General features: G+C 47.6%; 16 protein-coding genes. 13 read left to right on the forward strand and 3 right to left on the reverse strand.

What is annotated here, in order from left to right; genetic code table 11:
- Positions 1-73: 73 nt before the first annotated feature.
- The gene (locus ABXJ76_RS11060) at positions 74-448 is read right to left on the reverse strand and encodes a hypothetical protein (protein WP_432740539.1); all 375 of its coding nucleotides are present in this window, start codon (positions 446-448) and stop codon (positions 74-76) included.
- Between the two features lie 318 nt (positions 449-766).
- On the opposite strand from ABXJ76_RS11060, the gene ABXJ76_RS11065 reads away from it, so the two are divergent.
- Complete coding sequence (locus ABXJ76_RS11065) at positions 767-1,711, forward strand: IS1595 family transposase (RefSeq protein ID WP_432740541.1); 945 nt, start codon at positions 767-769, stop codon at positions 1,709-1,711.
- 100 nt (positions 1,712-1,811) lie between these two features.
- Complete coding sequence (locus tag ABXJ76_RS11070) at positions 1,812-2,702, forward strand: carbohydrate kinase family protein (RefSeq protein ID WP_432740542.1); 891 nt, start codon at positions 1,812-1,814, stop codon at positions 2,700-2,702.
- Positions 2,703-2,742: 40 nt separating this feature from the next.
- On the opposite strand, the gene selD is transcribed toward ABXJ76_RS11070, so the two are convergent.
- A complete protein-coding gene (gene selD / locus ABXJ76_RS11075; RefSeq protein ID WP_432740544.1) occupies positions 2,743-5,013 on the reverse strand; it encodes a selenide, water dikinase SelD in 2,271 nt (756 codons plus the stop codon).
- Positions 5,006-6,082 (reverse strand): tRNA 2-selenouridine(34) synthase MnmH, encoded by a 1,077-nt coding sequence (gene mnmH, locus ABXJ76_RS11080; protein WP_432740545.1) that lies wholly within the window; start codon positions 6,080-6,082, stop codon positions 5,006-5,008. The genes selD and mnmH overlap by 8 nt, the downstream gene beginning before the upstream one ends.
- 290 nt (positions 6,083-6,372) lie before the next feature.
- On the opposite strand from mnmH, the gene ABXJ76_RS11085 reads away from it, so the two are divergent.
- The 11 genes from ABXJ76_RS11085 (at position 6,373) to ABXJ76_RS11135 (ending at position 18,052) form a co-directional block, all read left to right on the forward strand.
- Positions 6,373-7,971 carry an AAA family ATPase gene (locus ABXJ76_RS11085; RefSeq protein ID WP_432740546.1) on the forward strand — a complete coding sequence of 533 codons (1,599 nt, stop codon included), beginning with the start codon at positions 6,373-6,375 and terminating at the stop codon, positions 7,969-7,971.
- Positions 7,972-7,973: 2 nt separating this feature from the next.
- Positions 7,974-8,705: a general secretion pathway protein GspB gene (locus ABXJ76_RS11090; protein ID WP_432740547.1), complete on the forward strand. Its 732-nt coding sequence runs from the start codon at positions 7,974-7,976 to the stop codon at positions 8,703-8,705.
- A 452-nt stretch (positions 8,706-9,157) separates the two neighbouring features.
- Entirely contained in the window at positions 9,158-9,697 is a 540-nt protein-coding gene (tssB, locus tag ABXJ76_RS11095; protein WP_432740548.1) for a type VI secretion system contractile sheath small subunit, read from the forward strand.
- 18 nt (positions 9,698-9,715) lie between these two features.
- Complete coding sequence (tssC, locus tag ABXJ76_RS11100) at positions 9,716-11,248, forward strand: type VI secretion system contractile sheath large subunit (RefSeq protein ID WP_432740550.1); 1,533 nt, start codon at positions 9,716-9,718, stop codon at positions 11,246-11,248.
- A 44-nt stretch (positions 11,249-11,292) separates the two neighbouring features.
- Positions 11,293-11,886, forward strand: a complete 594-nt coding sequence (locus tag ABXJ76_RS11105; protein WP_432740551.1) for a hypothetical protein — start codon at positions 11,293-11,295, stop codon at positions 11,884-11,886.
- 81 nt (positions 11,887-11,967) lie between these two features.
- Positions 11,968-13,185 carry a type VI secretion system baseplate subunit TssK gene (tssK, locus tag ABXJ76_RS11110; protein WP_432740552.1) on the forward strand — a complete coding sequence of 406 codons (1,218 nt, stop codon included), beginning with the start codon at positions 11,968-11,970 and terminating at the stop codon, positions 13,183-13,185.
- Positions 13,185-13,553, forward strand: coding sequence for a GPW/gp25 family protein (locus ABXJ76_RS11115; protein ID WP_432740553.1), 369 nt, complete (start codon positions 13,185-13,187; stop codon positions 13,551-13,553). The genes tssK and ABXJ76_RS11115 overlap by 1 nt, the downstream gene beginning before the upstream one ends.
- Complete coding sequence (locus ABXJ76_RS11120; protein ID WP_432740554.1) at positions 13,550-15,184, forward strand: hypothetical protein; 1,635 nt, start codon at positions 13,550-13,552, stop codon at positions 15,182-15,184. The genes ABXJ76_RS11115 and ABXJ76_RS11120 overlap by 4 nt, the downstream gene beginning before the upstream one ends.
- A 2-nt stretch (positions 15,185-15,186) precedes the next feature.
- Positions 15,187-15,774 (forward strand): hypothetical protein, encoded by a 588-nt coding sequence (locus tag ABXJ76_RS11125; protein ID WP_432740555.1) that lies wholly within the window; start codon positions 15,187-15,189, stop codon positions 15,772-15,774.
- A 5-nt stretch (positions 15,775-15,779) separates the two neighbouring features.
- Complete coding sequence (locus ABXJ76_RS11130) at positions 15,780-17,426, forward strand: type VI secretion system baseplate subunit TssF (RefSeq protein WP_432740556.1); 1,647 nt, start codon at positions 15,780-15,782, stop codon at positions 17,424-17,426.
- Complete coding sequence (locus ABXJ76_RS11135) at positions 17,423-18,052, forward strand: DotU family type IV/VI secretion system protein (protein WP_432740557.1); 630 nt, start codon at positions 17,423-17,425, stop codon at positions 18,050-18,052. The genes ABXJ76_RS11130 and ABXJ76_RS11135 overlap by 4 nt, the downstream gene beginning before the upstream one ends.
- Positions 18,053-18,065 lie beyond the last annotated feature (13 nt).

Below are 18,065 nucleotides of genomic sequence, written 5' to 3' on the forward strand. Positions count from 1 at the left end.
TCGACGCAAGGTAAACCAGAGGACACTAGGCCTCTGCGGTTATTAAAGGCAAAAAATGCCCACCCTACGACTGTTAGAGGTTATTAATAGGGGGTCTTATTTCGGGGGAGAATGACAGAGAACGGGAAACGGACTTTTCCCAATGCTCATAGCGGTACGAGCTATAGGCTTGAGTAAATGAAAAAACTGCGGCGATTCCTCCATCACCACAAATATGAAAGGTACAACTCCCGCTTGCATGGCAGGCTATTTTAAATTTATCCTGATGAAGGCAGTGATCCGAATGCTGCGGCGCGGCATCTGCCGAATCAGTTACGGCAATAGCTTGTTCGAAAGAGGCTTCAGCAGATAACGAACTCACCATAGTCGAATAATAGCCAAGCGCAGACCAAACTGGCGTAATGGCCATCATGAGTATTAACCCTAATAAAAATCGCTGTTTAATCATTATCTGACTGTGCCGTGTTTTATTTACAGTCTACTGGTATTCATTACAATTATCAATTAGAGTTGCGACATGCCTGTTTTCTCCATCAGGTAGCTGAACTCTGGTTAAAACCTGATTTCCATGCCTTAGGCTTAATCATCTTCCTAAAAGACTCGTTTTCAAATTTTTGATTTGTCCGGTGACATTAATTTTAATAGACTTGGAACAATTAAGCGCTTGGTTGGACAGTTAAATACCTACCTAATTACCCATAAAGAACAGCCAATGTTACAAGAATGTCTATACTGACAGTATCTACCATACGGATGGGATAACGTCATGAAAAACAAAGTTCAATTTCAAAAAGGCTATAGCCTGGGCGAGTTCATGAAAAATTATGGGAGTGAAGGGCAATGCCGAAAAGCCTTGTTTCAGTGGCGCTGGCCTCAAGGCTATGTTTGCCCTGAATGCGGTGGGCAAAGCTACTGCTCCCTGAAAACACGAGTGGTTTATCAGTGCAATCACTGCCACCATCAACATTCCCTCATTAGTGGCACCATTTTTTCTGCGACGAAACTCCCGTTAACAACTTGGTTTCTCGCGATCCACTTGACCACACAAGCAAAAACTGGCGTTTCTGCCCTTTCACTGCGCCGTCAATTAGGTGTTTCATACAATACCGCCTGGAGCATCAAACAGAAGCTGATGCAGGTAATGAAGGAGCGTGATGATAGTAAGCCGTTATCCGGCGTCATCCAACTGGATGACGTGTATTGGGGCGGCGAACATCGGGGAGGCAAGCGTGGACGGGGTTCACCCAACAAAACACCTTTTGTGGCGGCTGTGTCGGTCAACGAAAAAGGACATCCTATTGCCATGAACATGACTGTGGTCAACGGGTTCCGCTCCAAAGAAATCACTCGTTGGGCGAAGCGCCATCTTAGCACCGACAGTCACGTGGTCTCGGACGGACTGGCCTGTTTTGCCGCTGTTACCAAGGCAGGATGCCAGCATACCAGCATCGTAACCGGTGGAGGCCCTGAATGTGTCTCGCTGGAACCCTTCACTTGGGTCAATACGATGATAGGTAATGTCAAAAGGTCGATTGACGGGACTTATCACGCTATCAATCATAAACACCTTCCGCGCTATTTGGCAGAATTTTGTTATCGCTTCAATCGGCGATTTGTCCTTGAGGATATGCTGCCCCGCCTATGTTACGTTGCAGTCAGAACACCACCTATGCCTATGCGGCTACTGAAGATGGCTGAGGATTATGGGTAATCAGGAATACCTATGTATTGACAGGTATATCGTCCGCCCCCCCCATTGACTTCGTCGACCAGGGAAAGCCTGGAAGATTCTATTATGCAGACTGTAATCCATGACTATTAATGTTGATGTGCTGTGTGTAGGGCACGCCTCTTATGATTTGATTTTCTCGGTGAGCCGACATCCTGACGCCGATGAAAAAATAGCGGCCGACAGCCTGCTCAGTTGCGGCGGCGGCCCAGCCGCCAATGCCGCCGTTTGCATTACCAAACTAGGCTTAACTTCCGCCTTTGCCGGTTACTTGGGACGCGATCTTTACGGCGACCAACATCTCCAGGAATTCGATGCTTACGGCGTCAACACCCAGCTGATCACGCGCGGCGACGCCCCTACCCCGCTATCGGCGATATTGGTTAAACCCGATGGCAAGCGCTGTTTGATCAATTACAAGGGTGACACCCAAGCCTTATCAGCCGATGCGCTGAATCTCACCGAAATCCCGGCAAAAGTGGTATTGTTCGACGGGCACGAACCCTTGATCTCATTGCCGCTGGCTGAAAAAGCCAGGCAAGCTAACATCCCCACGGTATTGGATGCAGGCTCGGTGCATGAAGGCACCTTGGCGCTGATGAATCGCGTCGATTATCTGGTTTGTTCGGAAAAATTTGCCAACCAGTACGCCGACAACGAACGCAGCGCCTTAAGCCGACTCGCTGTACTGGCTCCCGTCGTCGTTATCACGCTGGGCGAGCGGGGGCTGATTTGGCAACGCGGCAATCAGCAAGGCGCGCAGCCTGCTTATCCGCTGACTGCGCTTGATACCACGGGCGCCGGCGATGCATTTCATGGCGCTTTTTGCGCGGCGCTGGCAGCCGGGATGGAATGGCAATCGCAGCTTCGATACGCCAGTGCGGCAGGCGCTTTGTGTTGTATGCAAATGGGCGCACGTTTAGGGTTGCCCGGTAGGGAAGAACACGCCCGGTTATTCAATCAAGCTCTATAGTAAAGAACCTCAGTCAGCACCGACATGGCTTAGCATTATGTTAAACAATGACTACTTCCCGCCGAGCAATAACTTCGCCTATAACACAGGCCTTAGTCACGCCGTTTTGATGCAGGTTTTTTAGACAGGCCCCGACCTGATCAGCTGGCATAGAAAACAACAGCCCGCCGCTGGTTTGCGGATCAAACAGCGCCGGAAATTTCTGATTACTGACATCAGTACTCAGTACCGCAGTTAAAGACTGATAATTTTCATCGGCTATAGAGGCGTAATAGCCTTTTGCAAATAATTCACCAACGCCATCAAATAAGGGAATCGCCTGGTAGTCGATTTTAACGCCTAAAGCATTATCATCCTTTCTCCCCATCATTTCGAACGCGTGGCCCAACAAGCCGAAACCGGTAATATCGGTACAACCGGAAACATCAAATCCTTTGATAATCTCCATAGCTGTTTTATTGGATTCCAGCATGCTTGAAAGCGCTTCATCGACCAGTTTTCCATTGGCCTGAGCCAGCATATTGGCGGCGAAGATAGCGCCGGTACCTATGGGCTTGGTCAATATCAACCGGTTTCCCGATTGCGTGAGTTGTTTTCTTAAAACCTGCTCCGGTGCGACTTCGCCCTGGACGGCAATTGAAATCGCCAGCTCCGCTCCTTCGCCGGTATGGCCGCCGACAAGAGATACGGCGCTTTTAGTCAGAATATCCAGCACCCCCGACATTAATTGAAAAATATCTTCCTGATGAATTTTCTTGTTCGCAGCCGCTAGGGTTAAACCGACTTGTGCGGTCTTGGCAATTCCGCCCATCGCATAGACATCGCTTAAAGCATGCTGGGTCGCAATTTGGCCCAATAAATAAGGATCCGAAATAAACGAGCGGAATTGATCAATGCTTTGCAGGCACAGGACATGCTCGGAAAACCGGGTCAAGGCGCAGTCTTCGCCATCGTTAACACCCAGCAAAACAGCGTCATCTTTGAGAATCTCCAGCTTATTCAGGCTGAGTGTTAATGTGGAAGCCGCCAGTTTACTGCCGCAGCCGCCGCAGGTATTGCTTTCCCAATCCGCCGGAACCAAGGTACTTTTAGGCCCCGGCATGGTTTTATTAACATGCTGGGGCTTTACGCTAAAAGTCCGCGCCTGAAATCGCTGCATAAACCGCCTGTCGATCCGATCTTTAACTATCCACAACAATGAAGGCCACATCCATCTAAGTATCGACGGGCTATCTTGATGAACCAGCGCTTTTCGCTCGCCTATGGTTATTAAAGACAGCACGTTTTTTTTGGAATGAAAGCTTTTTAACGCTGACTTTCCGGTAAAAAAAGCGCGGATATTATGCTCAAGCACTCTTCCTTGCCGCACCGCATAAACGCCTGCCTTTTTCAAAGGAGCAGGAGAAAAATGTATGCAATCTCCGGCGGCAAACAGGTCATGTTCATTTTCAACCAGCAGTTTTTCGGTGACTTTTACAAAACCGTCCGGGTTCACCGGCAGCCCTGAGCTTTTAAACCATTGCGGCGCAGCGGCTTGGGTAGCCGTCAGCACCCGAAAAAAATTTTCAGTATGAACCCATCCTTGTTCATCTTTAAGCACCAGGCCGTTTTCCTGCTCTTTAAGCGCCTGGGTATTTTGCAAGACGGTTATACCCAGCTCTTTGAGGGTATTTGACAGCTTACTTTGGGCTAAACGGTCTTTTGCCGAAATCAAAAATTCATGTCGCTGAATGAGGCTAACCCCGGCATTCCATTGGTGTTGATCGATCAACATTTTCAGGATAATCGAGATTTCAACACCTGCCGCACCGGCGCCAACAACAGCAAGTTGCAGCGTATCGCTCCCTTTATAAGCCTTTAAATCGGCAATTAACTTATCCCAATGCGCGATAAACTTGGAAATCGGCTTAAGCGGGACAACCTTTATAGCGGCATCGGGCGATGAATTTTCTAGGCTCTGAGGCTCAATACCCACGTTAATAGACGCGCAGTCGTAACCGACTTCCGCCCTGTTCTCCAGCTGGATTTTTTTCCTTTGCCGGTCTATTCCGACGATTTTAGCCCTGATAAAACGCAAGCCCAGTTCCTCGCAGATTCGTCTTAAATCGAAATGACAATCTTCATAGGAATAATAGCCGGCCAAATAACCGGGTATCATTCCGGAGTAAGGCGAATGCGTTTGATCGGATATTAAAGTGATTCTAAGTCCGCCAATCGGGTTCATGGCCAGCATTTTTAACACCTGAATATTGGCATGCCCGCCGCCGAGCAAAACCAGGTCTGAAACTATCGGCGTTGACTTATTATTCATGATGCAGATGCGTTAAAAAATCCAGACAATCCTGCCACGATCCTTTATATAAGGTCTTCCGTGATTTCAACGACAGCGAATGGCTATACAGTTTATCGTAATAGTGTGTCAGCAAGCGTTCAATCCAATCGAGATAAGCGTCGGTGCAATCTTCATTCAGCGCATCGAATTGAAAGGATTGATTCAGCAGGTTTTTAATGTTGTCGCATTCCAAACCGCCCAGCTTATTTCTGATCCTGTCTACATTATTTGCGAAGCTGTTTTCCAGTTCATGCAACGGCATGCCGCCTGCAACAGGCGTTTGGATATATTCCTTAAAAATTTCCAACGCCCGAATCCGCACCGGCGTTTCGATCATCACCATCGGCGCAGGGACCATTCGGGCATAAAAGCTGTCAGGCAGGTGACACCGGCCAATATTGGGGCTTTCATCCTCAAGCACATAGTTATCGGCAACGTGATAAAGCGATTGCGCCAACTTGTTTTCAAACGTGGCTTGCTGCGGCTGATTTGTCCCAAAATGCGCCCCGAAAGCACTGCCTCTGTGGTTGGCAAGCCCTTCAAGATCGACAAAGTGGCGGAGTTTATGGATTAAGCGGGTTTTCCCCGATCCGGTCATGCCGGAAAGAATCACCAAGGGAACAGGATTTTCTAACGCCTTAAGAGCCTCATGCCGTAAACCCTTATAGCCGGAATCAACCCGAAAAATGTCCAGTCCTTGTTGATAAATCCACTCGTGGGCTAATCGGGATCGCAGCCCCCCGCGCCAGCAAAAGATTAAAGCCGGTTGGCTTTTAATCGCCTCGCACCATTGCCGGATCATGCGTTCTTTGTACTCGCCGCTGACCAGTTTATGCCCAAGCGCCTTGGCGGCTTCTGAGCCCTCGGTTTTATAAGTCAGCCCCACATCATGGCGATGGGCATCCGAAAGTATCGGGATATTTACTGTGTTTTCAAAGTGCGCCTTTTGATATTCTCCCTCCGACCTTACATCAATAGCCGTTATTTTATTATTACTGCCAAGCAGTTTAAAAGCCTCGGCAACGGGCATAGTAGGGAGATTATTCATATATTCGGAATGGGATTATGGCTGGCACTATTATGCCTTAATATAACAGAAATGCCTGGCGGTCTTCTGGCTATACCTACACATCTTAGCTTCTGACACATTATTTAGGCGACTATCCGAGAATCAACACCCCTTCGCTCAGTCTGCGACTCAGTCAATTTGCTTACTTGCAATAAACCATGCCGGATGTTCTAGGAGGGAGGATGTCAACACCTAACATTTAGAGGCTTCTTTTCGGTTGTAGGTTACAATAATTCATCATTTTCTCTTTACCGGAAAATTTCATCACCTTGTATAACGCCTACTTTCATTTTAGCGAATTGCCGTTTTCGATCGCGACCGATCCGCACTTTATTTATATGAGCCCGCGCCATCAGGAGGGTTTGGCTCATCTTCTTTACGGCATTAATTTTAGCGGGGGCTTTGTCGCTTTAACCGGCGAAGTGGGTACCGGTAAAACCACGCTTTGCCACTGCCTATTGCAACAAATACCGAAAAATATCGATATTGCCCTGATATTGAATCCAAAGCTTAATGCGATCGAATTATTGGCTACCCTCTGCGATGAGCTGGACATTAGCTATGACAAAAACCGGCAATCGTTAAAAAACCTGATCGACTGTTTAAACCAACATTTGCTCACCGCCCATGCCAACGGCAGACGTACGGTTTTGCTAATCGATGAAGCGCAGAATTTAAGCCTGGAAGTGCTGGAACAAGTTCGCCTGTTGACCAACCTGGAAACCAGTAAAACAAAATTACTGCAAATTATTCTGGTCGGCCAGCCTGAATTGAAAGAATTACTCAACCGAAAAGATTTACGCCAGTTAAATCAGCGCATTACCGCCCGCTATCACTTGTTGCCGTTATCGCTGGATGAAACACGGGCCTATATCCAGCATCGGCTGATGGTGTGTAACGGTCGTCCGGATATATTTAAAGACAGCGCGATACGCAAAATTTACCAACTTTCTTCCGGTATACCCAGAGTGATTAACGTTCTCTGTGATCGCGCCTTGCTTGGCGCTTACTCAACCAATACTTACGTTGTTACGCCCGCACTGGTTAATCATGCTGCCCATGAAACGCTGGGGGTTGCCGATAAAAAACCGTCTTACCTGACCCCATTATTAAGCCTGCTGTTTTTAGCGTGTATTGCTGCGGGCATTTACCATTGGCCCAAAGCAAATAGTCAGGCTCCGGTTAATTTGGCAATACCCTACCCTGCCTTGCCAATAAAAGCTGAAATTCCTCCCGTTGCTGTTGCTAAAACAACACCGTTTTATGACTGGATCAATAATCCCGACCACTCCCTAAATACCGCATTAATCGATGCACTGAAGCTGTGGGCCAAGCCCATCCCCGAGCATCATCTGCTGGATTGTCATTACGTAGAAACAACGGGACTGCGCTGCGTATCTGGCAAAGCCAACTGGAAAGACCTGCTGGCCATTAATCATCCGGCGATTCTGGAATTCTCATTGACCGGCGAAGACAAGTTCCATGCCTTGCTTACCGGATTTGGACAGCATAAGCCCATGATTCATTTTAAAGACGCAATGAGCTTTCCGCTAGCGGATGCGTTGAAGTATTGGAACGGTTATTATTTAATACTGGAGCCGCCGCCCATCACGGACAAAAAAACGATCTATCCCGGCCAGACCTCGGATAATGTGCTCTGGTTGCGTCATCTGTTGAATAGCATTGACGGAAAAACTGAAGCCGTAGAACAACCGCGTTTTTATGATGACAAGTTAGTTGCCCACGTGATCCATTTTCAGCATCAGCATCAGTTACCGGAAGACGGCATAGTGGGAAGCCAGACCCTGCCTCATCTAAACAACAGAGCGAAGACGCTTGATGTCCCTCACTTAGCAATAACCGATTAATCATGTCTTTTATTCTAAATGCCTTACGTAAATCGGAACAGGAAAGACAAGCGCTTCAGCCTGAAACCGTCAACGATAGAATTCTTCTGCCGCAGCCGCAGCAACACCGCAATAAGACCGCCAAGTTTGTTGTTTTCCTTATTGTCGCCAATGTGTTGGTTGTCGGCGGCTTCGCCTGGTTTATCCGAAATGACTTAAGGTCGACGCCAGACACGGCACCCTCTATTTCCAAGCCGCTGCCTGCACAAGAAACCCCGCTTGCAGCTGAATTCCAAGCGGAAAAAACACCGCCTCCCAAATCCAAACCCGATGCAAACTCTATTGCCGAATTGATTGACGGGCAAAAACCGGAACCGGCTCCGTTACCGATTAAGCCGGTTATCGCAAAAAAACCGGCGGCCGACACCCTTAAGCAACCCGCTACGGCGAGCAAAGCAACACCGCCGCTACAAACCGTTGTTGACATTCAACCGGCTCCGCCTGAACCGATACCGGTAAAAAATGACCTGCTCTTTTTAAACGATCTGCCTTTCGACTTTCGCCAGACGGTACCGAAATTCACCATCAATGTCTTCGTCTATTCACAGCAACCAGAAGATCGCTGGGTCATGATCGATATGGTCAAATATAAACCGGGGCAGCAAATAAAAGACGCGCTGCTGCTAAAAGAAATTCGCCCCGACAGCCTGGTCGTTGTTTACCAAAACCGGACATTCCAGATTAAGCGGCCGTAAACGCAGACACTATCAATAGGGTAGAGGTCAAACGCCACACCATCCATCTGTGCCACTTTGAACCCACTCAAGCAGCCATTCACCGCCTACCCACCTATTAACGCGGTAATGAGTCCTTTGCCGCGTCCAGGAAACTGCACAAAAATCAACATCCTCATTAATAAGCTTCAACATATAGTATTTTTAAATCTTTCAAGGCGCTACATATAGTCGAAAATGAGTTAAACGTTAGTTCTCGGATAATCTCATAGACCAGGCTGTATGCCTCTTGGCACGATTAGGAAACCGTTTCTACTGACTTAATCGCATTAATTTATTATTTTCTGAAAGTCCATAGGTATTATTACTTAATTAGATTGCTTAACCTAAGCTGAACAACTACAATCGGCTGCGTAAAAAAACTCCCTAAATCGGGTAAAAATTACAATTTCTGTTATCTGCGGAGAAAAAAAATGGCAATACAAGACGAAATCCCCAAATCACGATTAACATTACGTTATAAAACCGAAGTTAATGGCCAACCTGAAGACATCACCTTGCCTATGCGGCTGCTTGTTACCGGTGATTTTTCGCAAGGATCTTCCAGTGACCGTATCGTTGATCTCGATGAAAGGCGAATACGCAATTTGGACGGAACCAACACCGACCAGGTAATGAAAGATATGGGCATGAGCCTGAACTTTACCGTCGAAAACAAGATTGATGGCGCTGATGAAGAAGACCTGCAAATATTCCTGCCCATTAACTCGATAAAATCTTTTTCTCCCGACCAAGTCGCTCAGCATGTTCCTAAGCTAAAAGGCTTGCTTGCCTTAAAAGAGTTGATTGGAGAGATGCTCTCTAACGTAGATAACCGCAAGGAGTTGCGTAAATTGATGGATGAGCTAATGAGCAATCCAGAAAGTCTGGAAAAAGTTTTGGCCGACTTGAAAGGCTTTGAAAGCTTCAAGTTGCCAGCGACTAACGAATCTACCGAAACCTCCATCAACTAGAATATTAGGAATACTATTATGTCTGATGACACCGCTCCTGCTGCTACCACTGCCGTTAGTACCGTTACTGCTGAAACCAATGAGACGCTGGATCTAAAGCGTTTCTTGTCGAGCATGAGGCTGAATCCGGACGTTTCCGAACCCGTCCCTATGATTTCCAATAACCTGGAAACCGTTGCTGAAAATATTCGTGACGAGGATCGCTTTATTTCAGGGATGGCTGCAGTGTTGATGAATATCGATTCTGAAGCAGGCAAGTTCGACAAGGGCGCGGTACAAAGCTTAATCGCCCGTATCGATGACTTAGTCAATGCGCAATTGAACGAGATTATTCATAACGAAAAATTTAAAGGCATGGAAGCCGATTGGCGTGCATTAAACGATTTGGTTCGCACCACCAATTTCAAGGCCGACGTGATGATCGATATTATCGATGTCAGCAAGGATGAGTTGTACGATGATTTCGACAGCAACGCGGTCGATATTACCGGTAGCGCTCTGTTTAAGAAAATTTACTTGGCCGAGTATGACCAATACGGTGGTAAACCTTATGGCAGTATCGTGGGTTTATACGAAATTGAACATACGCCTCGCGATGAATTCTGGCTAAAAATCATGGGTAAAATTGCCTCAGCCAGTCACGCACCTTTCATTGGCGCAGTTTCCCCGAAATTCTTTGGCTGCCAAACCATCGAAGAATTGTCCGCTATCAAGGACCTGGAAGGACTGATGAACCATCCTCGATACGGCTCCTGGAATGCGCTCAGGGAATCGGAAGCGGCTGCTTATATTGGCCTGACTTTACCCCGTTACATTCTGCGTCAACCCTATGATCCAGATATCAACCCCTGCGGCAGCGGTAATTTCAGCTTCAAAGAGGAAGTACGCGGCGACAACAATGCCGATTATCTGTGGGGTAGTGCGACGATCCTGTTTGCACAAAACATGATCCGCTCCTTTACGACTTCAGGATGGTGTCAATATCTTCGAGGACCCAAAGGAGGAGGTTTGATTTCCGGACTGCCGGTGCATATGTTCAACATGCGTGGCGAAGAGGAAATGAAACTTCCTGTAGAAATGGTTATCCCCGATTACCGCGAGCTTGAATTTGCCAATGCCGGTTTTATGCCACTGATTTACCGCAAAGGCACCGCCGATGCGTGTTTTTTCAGCTGCCAGGCACTGAAAAAAGCCAAGAAATTCAAAGATCCCAAAGATTCTGAAAACTCCCAATTGGTGACAAATCTTTCCTACACCTTGTCCATTACCCGGATCGCTCACTATGTTAAATGCATCATGCGCGACAATATTGGCAGTAGTGCCGATGCGCCTTATATAAAGGACTCCCTGAATAACTGGATGTTCCAATATGTGACCACCGTAGTCAATCCGGATGATCTTACCTTGCGCTACTATCCGTTCAAGGCAGCGAGTGTAGATGTTCAGGAACGTCCCGGCATGCTCGGCTGGTACGATTGTAAAATTTCGGTACTGCCGCATATCCAATTCGAGGGCATGGATGTTGAATTGCGCCTAGATGCACGCTTGTAACCTTTTACTATTGAACATAAAAATCTAACTAAGGACAAAATATTATGGCATCTTCACAATATAGTTGCAGTGTAAGGCAAGGCCTTAACTTTGAGAAAGACCAGCAGGTGTTGGTTGGACATCTTGTCAGCATGTCGGTCGGCGGCCAAGCATTAGAGGCCGATATGGCTTTGACTATACCGACAGCGACCTTTTCATCAGGTGACGCAGTCACAGAATCAACATCAGTTGTCGGTGTGGTTGCCGATATATCTTGGCAAGGCGGCTATGCAGATCCACTGCATTTTACTGTTCATGTCAGCACTGAAAATCAAAAGTTAATAGCCATTAAAACGCATACCAACCTGTTGGATAATGACGTGGTATTTCAGTTCAATATCTGGGCTTACGATCCAGTTGCCAAAGTGTACTATCTGGCATTTCATTCCAATGAAACTGACATGAACGGTCTGATCTTGAAAGAGGGAGGTAATCTGGCGCTGCAAATTAGTCCAGATGCTTCCACTATAGTGAAATCACCACTAAATTATGAAATGTACATTGGCATTATGCCCCAGGAAACAGCTCAGGTTCTTAATTTGGCGGTTTCCAATACCGACAAATTCGTCAAAACCTGGGGTGTCGCGGTATCAACTTAAATTTCCTTGTTGACTAACACCATAAGCCTCGTGGCTATTCATTAATTTATGTACAATCGCCTATCACGAGTTTTGTGGACGATGGGGCAGGCGTTATTGCCTGCACATCTGCGTGCCCTGGAAGAATCCTTGTTGGCTGACAGTGCTTTGCGCTTCAGTCGGCAGGAGGCGCCGGGTTATGGTCTGTACCGCTTAAGATGGAACGGAAACCTGTTAATCGAAGGCGTATTGTCTTTGGACGAGATGACGCTGGTGTTATTTTCAGGTTTGCTGTTGGAGTTGAAGGCAAATGCACAGGTAGCTCCACTGAATCTTAATATTCCCGGTACCACCCTGGTGCCGGTTTATGTGCATGTGCGCTGCCGTCCTGAGGACAGTAGCGAGCGTGACGCCGGGTCACAGACGATTAAACGCGATAATGTCAATTGTTGGCTTTGGTCTCTGGAACTTTCCACTGAACAAGAAAATCCTGACACCCTGGAAAGTTTTCGTCTGGCCGAGTTTGAAAAACAACCGGATGGTTCATGGCGGCTTTCCTCCCGCTATATTCCACCGTTAGTGTGCCTGGGTTCAGTGCCGTTTCTGAAAGAGGAATTGACTGTACTGGTTCATAAACTTGAGGCCTATCATTATCAGTTGACTCAGGAAATTGCGGCCATTTATCTATCGGGTGCCGATCTGGTCAACGCTAAGCAGTGCCTGAAAAGTGTTGTGCAAATGCAACGCTTTCTTGCCAATCTGTTTGCCCAAATTTCCCCGCACCCCTATACGGTGTACGAACAATTAAAGCACTTTTATGTCGATTTGTGCTTCTATCATAACAACACCCCGCAATTTGCCACGAGCCCTTATCGCCATGAGCAACTTGCCGAGGTATTCCGTGAAACGCTTGGGCCACTGAATGACCAATTACAGTTGAGTCAGATGCGTTCACCCTATTTGCCATTTGCCCTGCTTGCCGGCATCGTGCGAGCCAGCCTACCCGAGTCGATTCGTGAGGCAAAAGAAATCTACCTGTTGGTGCAAAAAGGAGGCGTCACCAAAGCCGTCAGTCTTGATGGTTTTAAGATTGCCGCCGTCAGCCGCATTCCGATAGTGCATAAATTTTATTTGCAAGGCATCCCTTGCAAACGCATGGAGCGTCCGCCATTCCAGAACTCCTTTGGTCCTGAGGTGGATATTTACCAAATCAGTCTAGGTGAAGAATGGGATCATGCTCTGGATGAACTGGCACTGGGTTTTTACGCTGATCCAAAGTTCACCGAAGAAAATTTTTTCCTTTATTGGAGATCGGTCTGATGGCGTTGCTACGTAAATTAGCAGGCGACAAGGATAAGGCTGAAGACTATGAAATCAATAGCATCATCGATAACCTGAATAATGTACTCGGCAGCAAACGCGATTATGGCTTTTTTTTGCAAAATTTTGGCCTGTCCGACTACAAATATCTCGGTACCAGCGATTATATCGGGAAGGCGCTAATCGCCGAAATTGCCGAAAATATCGAACGCTTCGAACCAAGAATTGTGTTGAACAACATTGAACATATCAAGGATGACAAGCAGTTTCACCTGGCTTTTAGCCTGGATTGCAGTGTGCGTAACAAGAATCACACCCTAAAGTTATTTTTGAATCCAGTACTTGATCGTTACCAGGTTCAGCTATGAGTAGTTTTTCCGGAGATTTAACGATTACGCTGGTAGTGACTATTGCCGGTCAGGCCCACACTATTCCTGCCGGTAACGTCAAGTTCCTGGATCTTAGCCTGACCCCTTACGGCTTTAACGGCAAAATAAGTTTTGTGGTGTCTTGCGAAGAGTCGACCGATGCGCTATTTACCCCGATAACAACGCAAAACGATTTAATCGAGGTGTCATTGCAGGTAGAGGCTTATTCCAATGACGCCTCCGCAGTGATCAGTCCGCTTGCCTTGAATGGTTTAGTCACCGCCAGGGGGTTTTCGGAACAAACGCTGAGTAATGTTCTCAAAACCCAGGCGTTTATGTTACATCGGCATTACCATCTGGAATTTGCCGATCCTGCCCAAGTGTTATGGAAACAACATTATCCTTGTGACCTGCTGACCGATACCACCTTGAAGGCGCTGATTACCGCCCACAAGAGTGCAAAAATCGACCTGTTGTACGACTGGACGGTCTTGGATAAAACCTACCCGGTGCTGGCCCTGTCTTTAGGAGCGCCTGGCAACCCGGCAAGTTTTTACGATTACCTGATATGGTTAGTCGATAGCAATAATGGCGTATTCAGCTATGACTTTGCCACCCAGAAATATTCCCTCAGTGCCGAAAAAATCCAGTCTGGCAGCGCTCAGTCGCTAAATCCTCTGGAAGTTTCGGCATTTGGCGTCAGTTTTCCTGAAATCCGTCGCCACCAGCCCAATGTCCTGAATGCTTACTCGGAAAGCCCGCTAAATACGGCCATCACCAACACTCAGGTGGCCAGTCCAATCCGCCGTGATTACATTGCACGCTATCCGATCGCAGCCGACATGCAGGCGCGAGTGACGCTGGAAACAGCGAGGTTAAAGCAGCATTTGCACGAGGTCTGGGTCGAATACCATCACTTTCCCATGCAGGTTACCCCGCCGGGCCAGTTGGTCGATTTTAAGGGTTCCTCTGCCTGGAACGCGTCCTTATTTGTACACGCCAACACTTATCAGGTAAGGGAATGGCATTTGCTCGCCCGTTCGGCGGAGCAGGAATTAACGCTCGACCTTAATAATGCCTACAGTCGCTATGACATGGAACATAGCCTGAAGCTGGATAGCAGTTTGGAACTGAACGCGGCTTTGCCGCCCTATGCGCTGCCCGTTTATCCTTTTTTCGTCGAAGGCAAAATCGTCAGTGAACAAGGCGAGGATGCCGATCTGAGTTATCAGTTCTACACAGACGAAGACACCTCGATTAATTATTACCAGATCAGCATTCCGTTGTGGGCCGATAAAAAGGTACGCGCCGCCTACCAATCGAACATGGATACGGGGCAATTTTACTTCCCCCCTTATAAAAATGCCCGGGTGCTGGTCGGCTTAGGTTTTGATAACGCCATTATTACTGAATTTCTTGATTGGGGCAGCGGCACTGCCCTGCCTATGGATTCCCAGGGGAACCAGTTGGTCATGGGTAAATCAACGACCAGCCAGAACATTATTAAGCATAGCTATGTGGATAGTAAGCCTGAATTGCAAATTCAGCGTACTGACGATAAAGATACCGAGCTATTACAGTTTTCCACGGGTTACATCATCTTGCAAACCCAGCAAGAAGAGGAAAGCTGAACATGGCTTTAGTTTGCAAAATTGAATTAAGCCAAACGGATGGGATTACCCTGACGGTGATTAACAAGGATGGCAATATCACCCAGACGGCAACCTTCGACGGCACCATCATCACTCTGACCTGTAAAGGTCAAGATGATACCAGTACGATAACGCAGAAAACCGACAGCATAACCATCGATTGCAAGGATTTTATCGTTAATGCGGAAAGTATTACCTGCAAATCAACCAAAGATACCCTGCATGAAGCCACAGGTACCTTTAGCATCAACAGCACTAAAAAGTCGGCATTTACGTCATCGGCGGATATGGATATTTCGGCCACGACTAAACTGAACCTGAAATCGGCCGACTTTGTCGCTACCGCAACGAACAGCGCCAAAGTAACCGCCTTGACCACAACCCTAAACGGCGACAACAAAGCCAGCGTTACCGGCTTGGAATTGGCGCTGACCGCGACAGCCAGCGCCAGTCTGAAAGGCGCCACGGTCAAAGCCGCAGCCGATACCACGATGGATGTCGAAGGGCTAACAACCACGGTCAAAGGACAACTGACCAATATCCAGGGTAGCCTGGTAACGCTCGGATAAGGCTTATGAGTTTCGATAACACACAGTACCAGGCGTTTCTTGAGGAGCTGCAGGATTTAGCCGATTTTCGGCTTAATTATGCTCTTGATTATCCTGGTGCCGGACTGGAAGGCGACGATCCGGATGTCAAACGCATCATCGAAGCCCTGGCTTTTTTTGGCGCACGCACCCAGATTGCGGCGTTACGTAGCGTCGATGCTACCAACCGCCGCTTGTATCAGCAGTTTTTTTCCTATTTGCTGACACCTTTAGCGGCGATGGCGATGATTCAGGCAAAGCCGACCGGCCACCTCACTGAGGTTTTAGACTTGCCTACCGGTACCGAATTTGAATTACGGCCGGAAAAAGGCGGTCTGGTTATGTTTCGCAGTACTCGGCCATTGCGAGTACTACCGATGAGTCTGACGGGAGTCAAGCAAGAACTGCTTCCTGGTGCAGGCATCAGGCTTTTAATGTCATTCCAGGCTAACTTTCCGCTGAACGCACAACCTGAAACCCTCAGCCTGCATATTAACTATTTGAACGACCTGGCGCTGTCGCTCAAAGTTTTTAATTTTCTGGGTCAGTCGTTGAAAAGTGTCGACGTCCAGTTCGGTGGGTATGATCCCGATCAACCCGGCACTGCCTGTGACTTCAGTCTCGGTGTTCCACCCGTCGATATCGCCACAGATGAGTGGCAGCACCCGTTGGAAGTGGAGCGTTACTATTTTCATTTTCCTCAGCAAGAACTTTATCTGGATCTTGAGCTTCCTCCTGCACCCAGGAATTGGAAATATTTTACCGTAGTATTGAACTGTGACCAGACATGGCCGCGTCAACTCGGTTTAAACCGGAATTTATTTCACTTGTTTACTGTGCCAGTGGTCAATAATCAACAGACCATGGCTCAACCGATTATTTGCGACGGTACCCAGGAACACTATACGATCCGACATCCCATGCCGGAATTAGGTTTTAGCTTGCAAAAAGTGCTGGGCGTTTATGAAGTGGGTGATCAGGGCATGCTGCCTTTTCGACCAGGCATATTAGCGGGCGGTAATGGCTCCTACGAGATAGAACAAGGTCCGATGCAAGAAGGCGGTGGCAATTTATATTGGGTGGTTCCCCATTTCCCCGCTTCATTTGAGCAACCCCGCACCCTGGTGATCGAAGCCTTATGGCAACAACCCTGGTACGACCAAATCGTGCAAAACACCTATACCTTACAGGCATTTCGTCGACAATTGCCGGGGGCAAAATGGGAGCTTTTGGATACGGTAATCCCTCATGCAGAAAATCGCCAAATGGACAATGTTTCCCGATATATGCATTTACTGACGCTGATGCATAATTCCAGTCTCAGCGGTCAGAATATGAAGGATCTGCTGCTTGCCTTGGGGAGCGTTACCGCAGGCCGATTTCAAGGCGTATTCAACAGCTTGGTTGATTTGCGTCTGGAGGAAGTGCCTTTAGGTGGAGCCGAAGGGCATAAGACCCAACAAACGTATTATCTGCAATTTAAGCCACAATTGGGCGAGAGTCGTGAATTAATCGAAACGTTTGTCCATCATGTCGGGCGAGTACTTGACTTATGGCTTGCCGATGCGCTGGTCGAGACCCGCTGGGAAGTACAGGATGAAATCGACGAAACTATTTCAGGTGAAAGACAATGAACCAAGATTTATGGGAAATGATTGTAACCGTCAACAATTTTCTCAGTCCTTTGCGGGCAGCCGATACCCAGTCCACTGTTACCATGATGGATTTAGTGGAGTTGCGCAGTAAGATGCGGATGCAACTGGACGACTTGCGTGCTGCTATTACTGAACAATATTCGGAGCGCGACGCTTACTACGTTTTATTTCCACTGACTGCCCATTGTGACGAAGTGGTGAAAAAGATGATCCTGGAGAGTAACCAGTTGGAATGGCCGCCACTGCAACAAGAGTTTTATCAAGTGGCCGATGCGGGGGATTTATTCTATGAGTTGCTTGATAATGCCTTAAGCAAACCGGAAACCTTGGCCTTGGTTTATGAGGTGTATTACTTTTGCTTGAATGACGGTTTTTGCGGTCGCTACAGCGTCAACCCTGACATGGTTGCCAATTATCTCCAGAAATTGCGTAAACCGATTGTTTTACAGCCGATAGCAACGATAGCCCCGGCAGTTTCTTCGGCGAGCAAACGTTCCTATTTCCGCATACCGAATTATGTTTATTACGCCGGGGTCGGTGTGCTATTCATCATGAATTATTGGTTCCTCACCTTCCTGGCCAGCACCTGGCACCCGATAAAATGATCACAGGCAGCCC

Source organism: Methylobacter arcticus (genome assembly GCF_050917435.1).
Classification (GTDB): Bacteria; Pseudomonadota; Gammaproteobacteria; order Methylococcales; family Methylomonadaceae; genus Methylobacter_A; species Methylobacter_A titanis.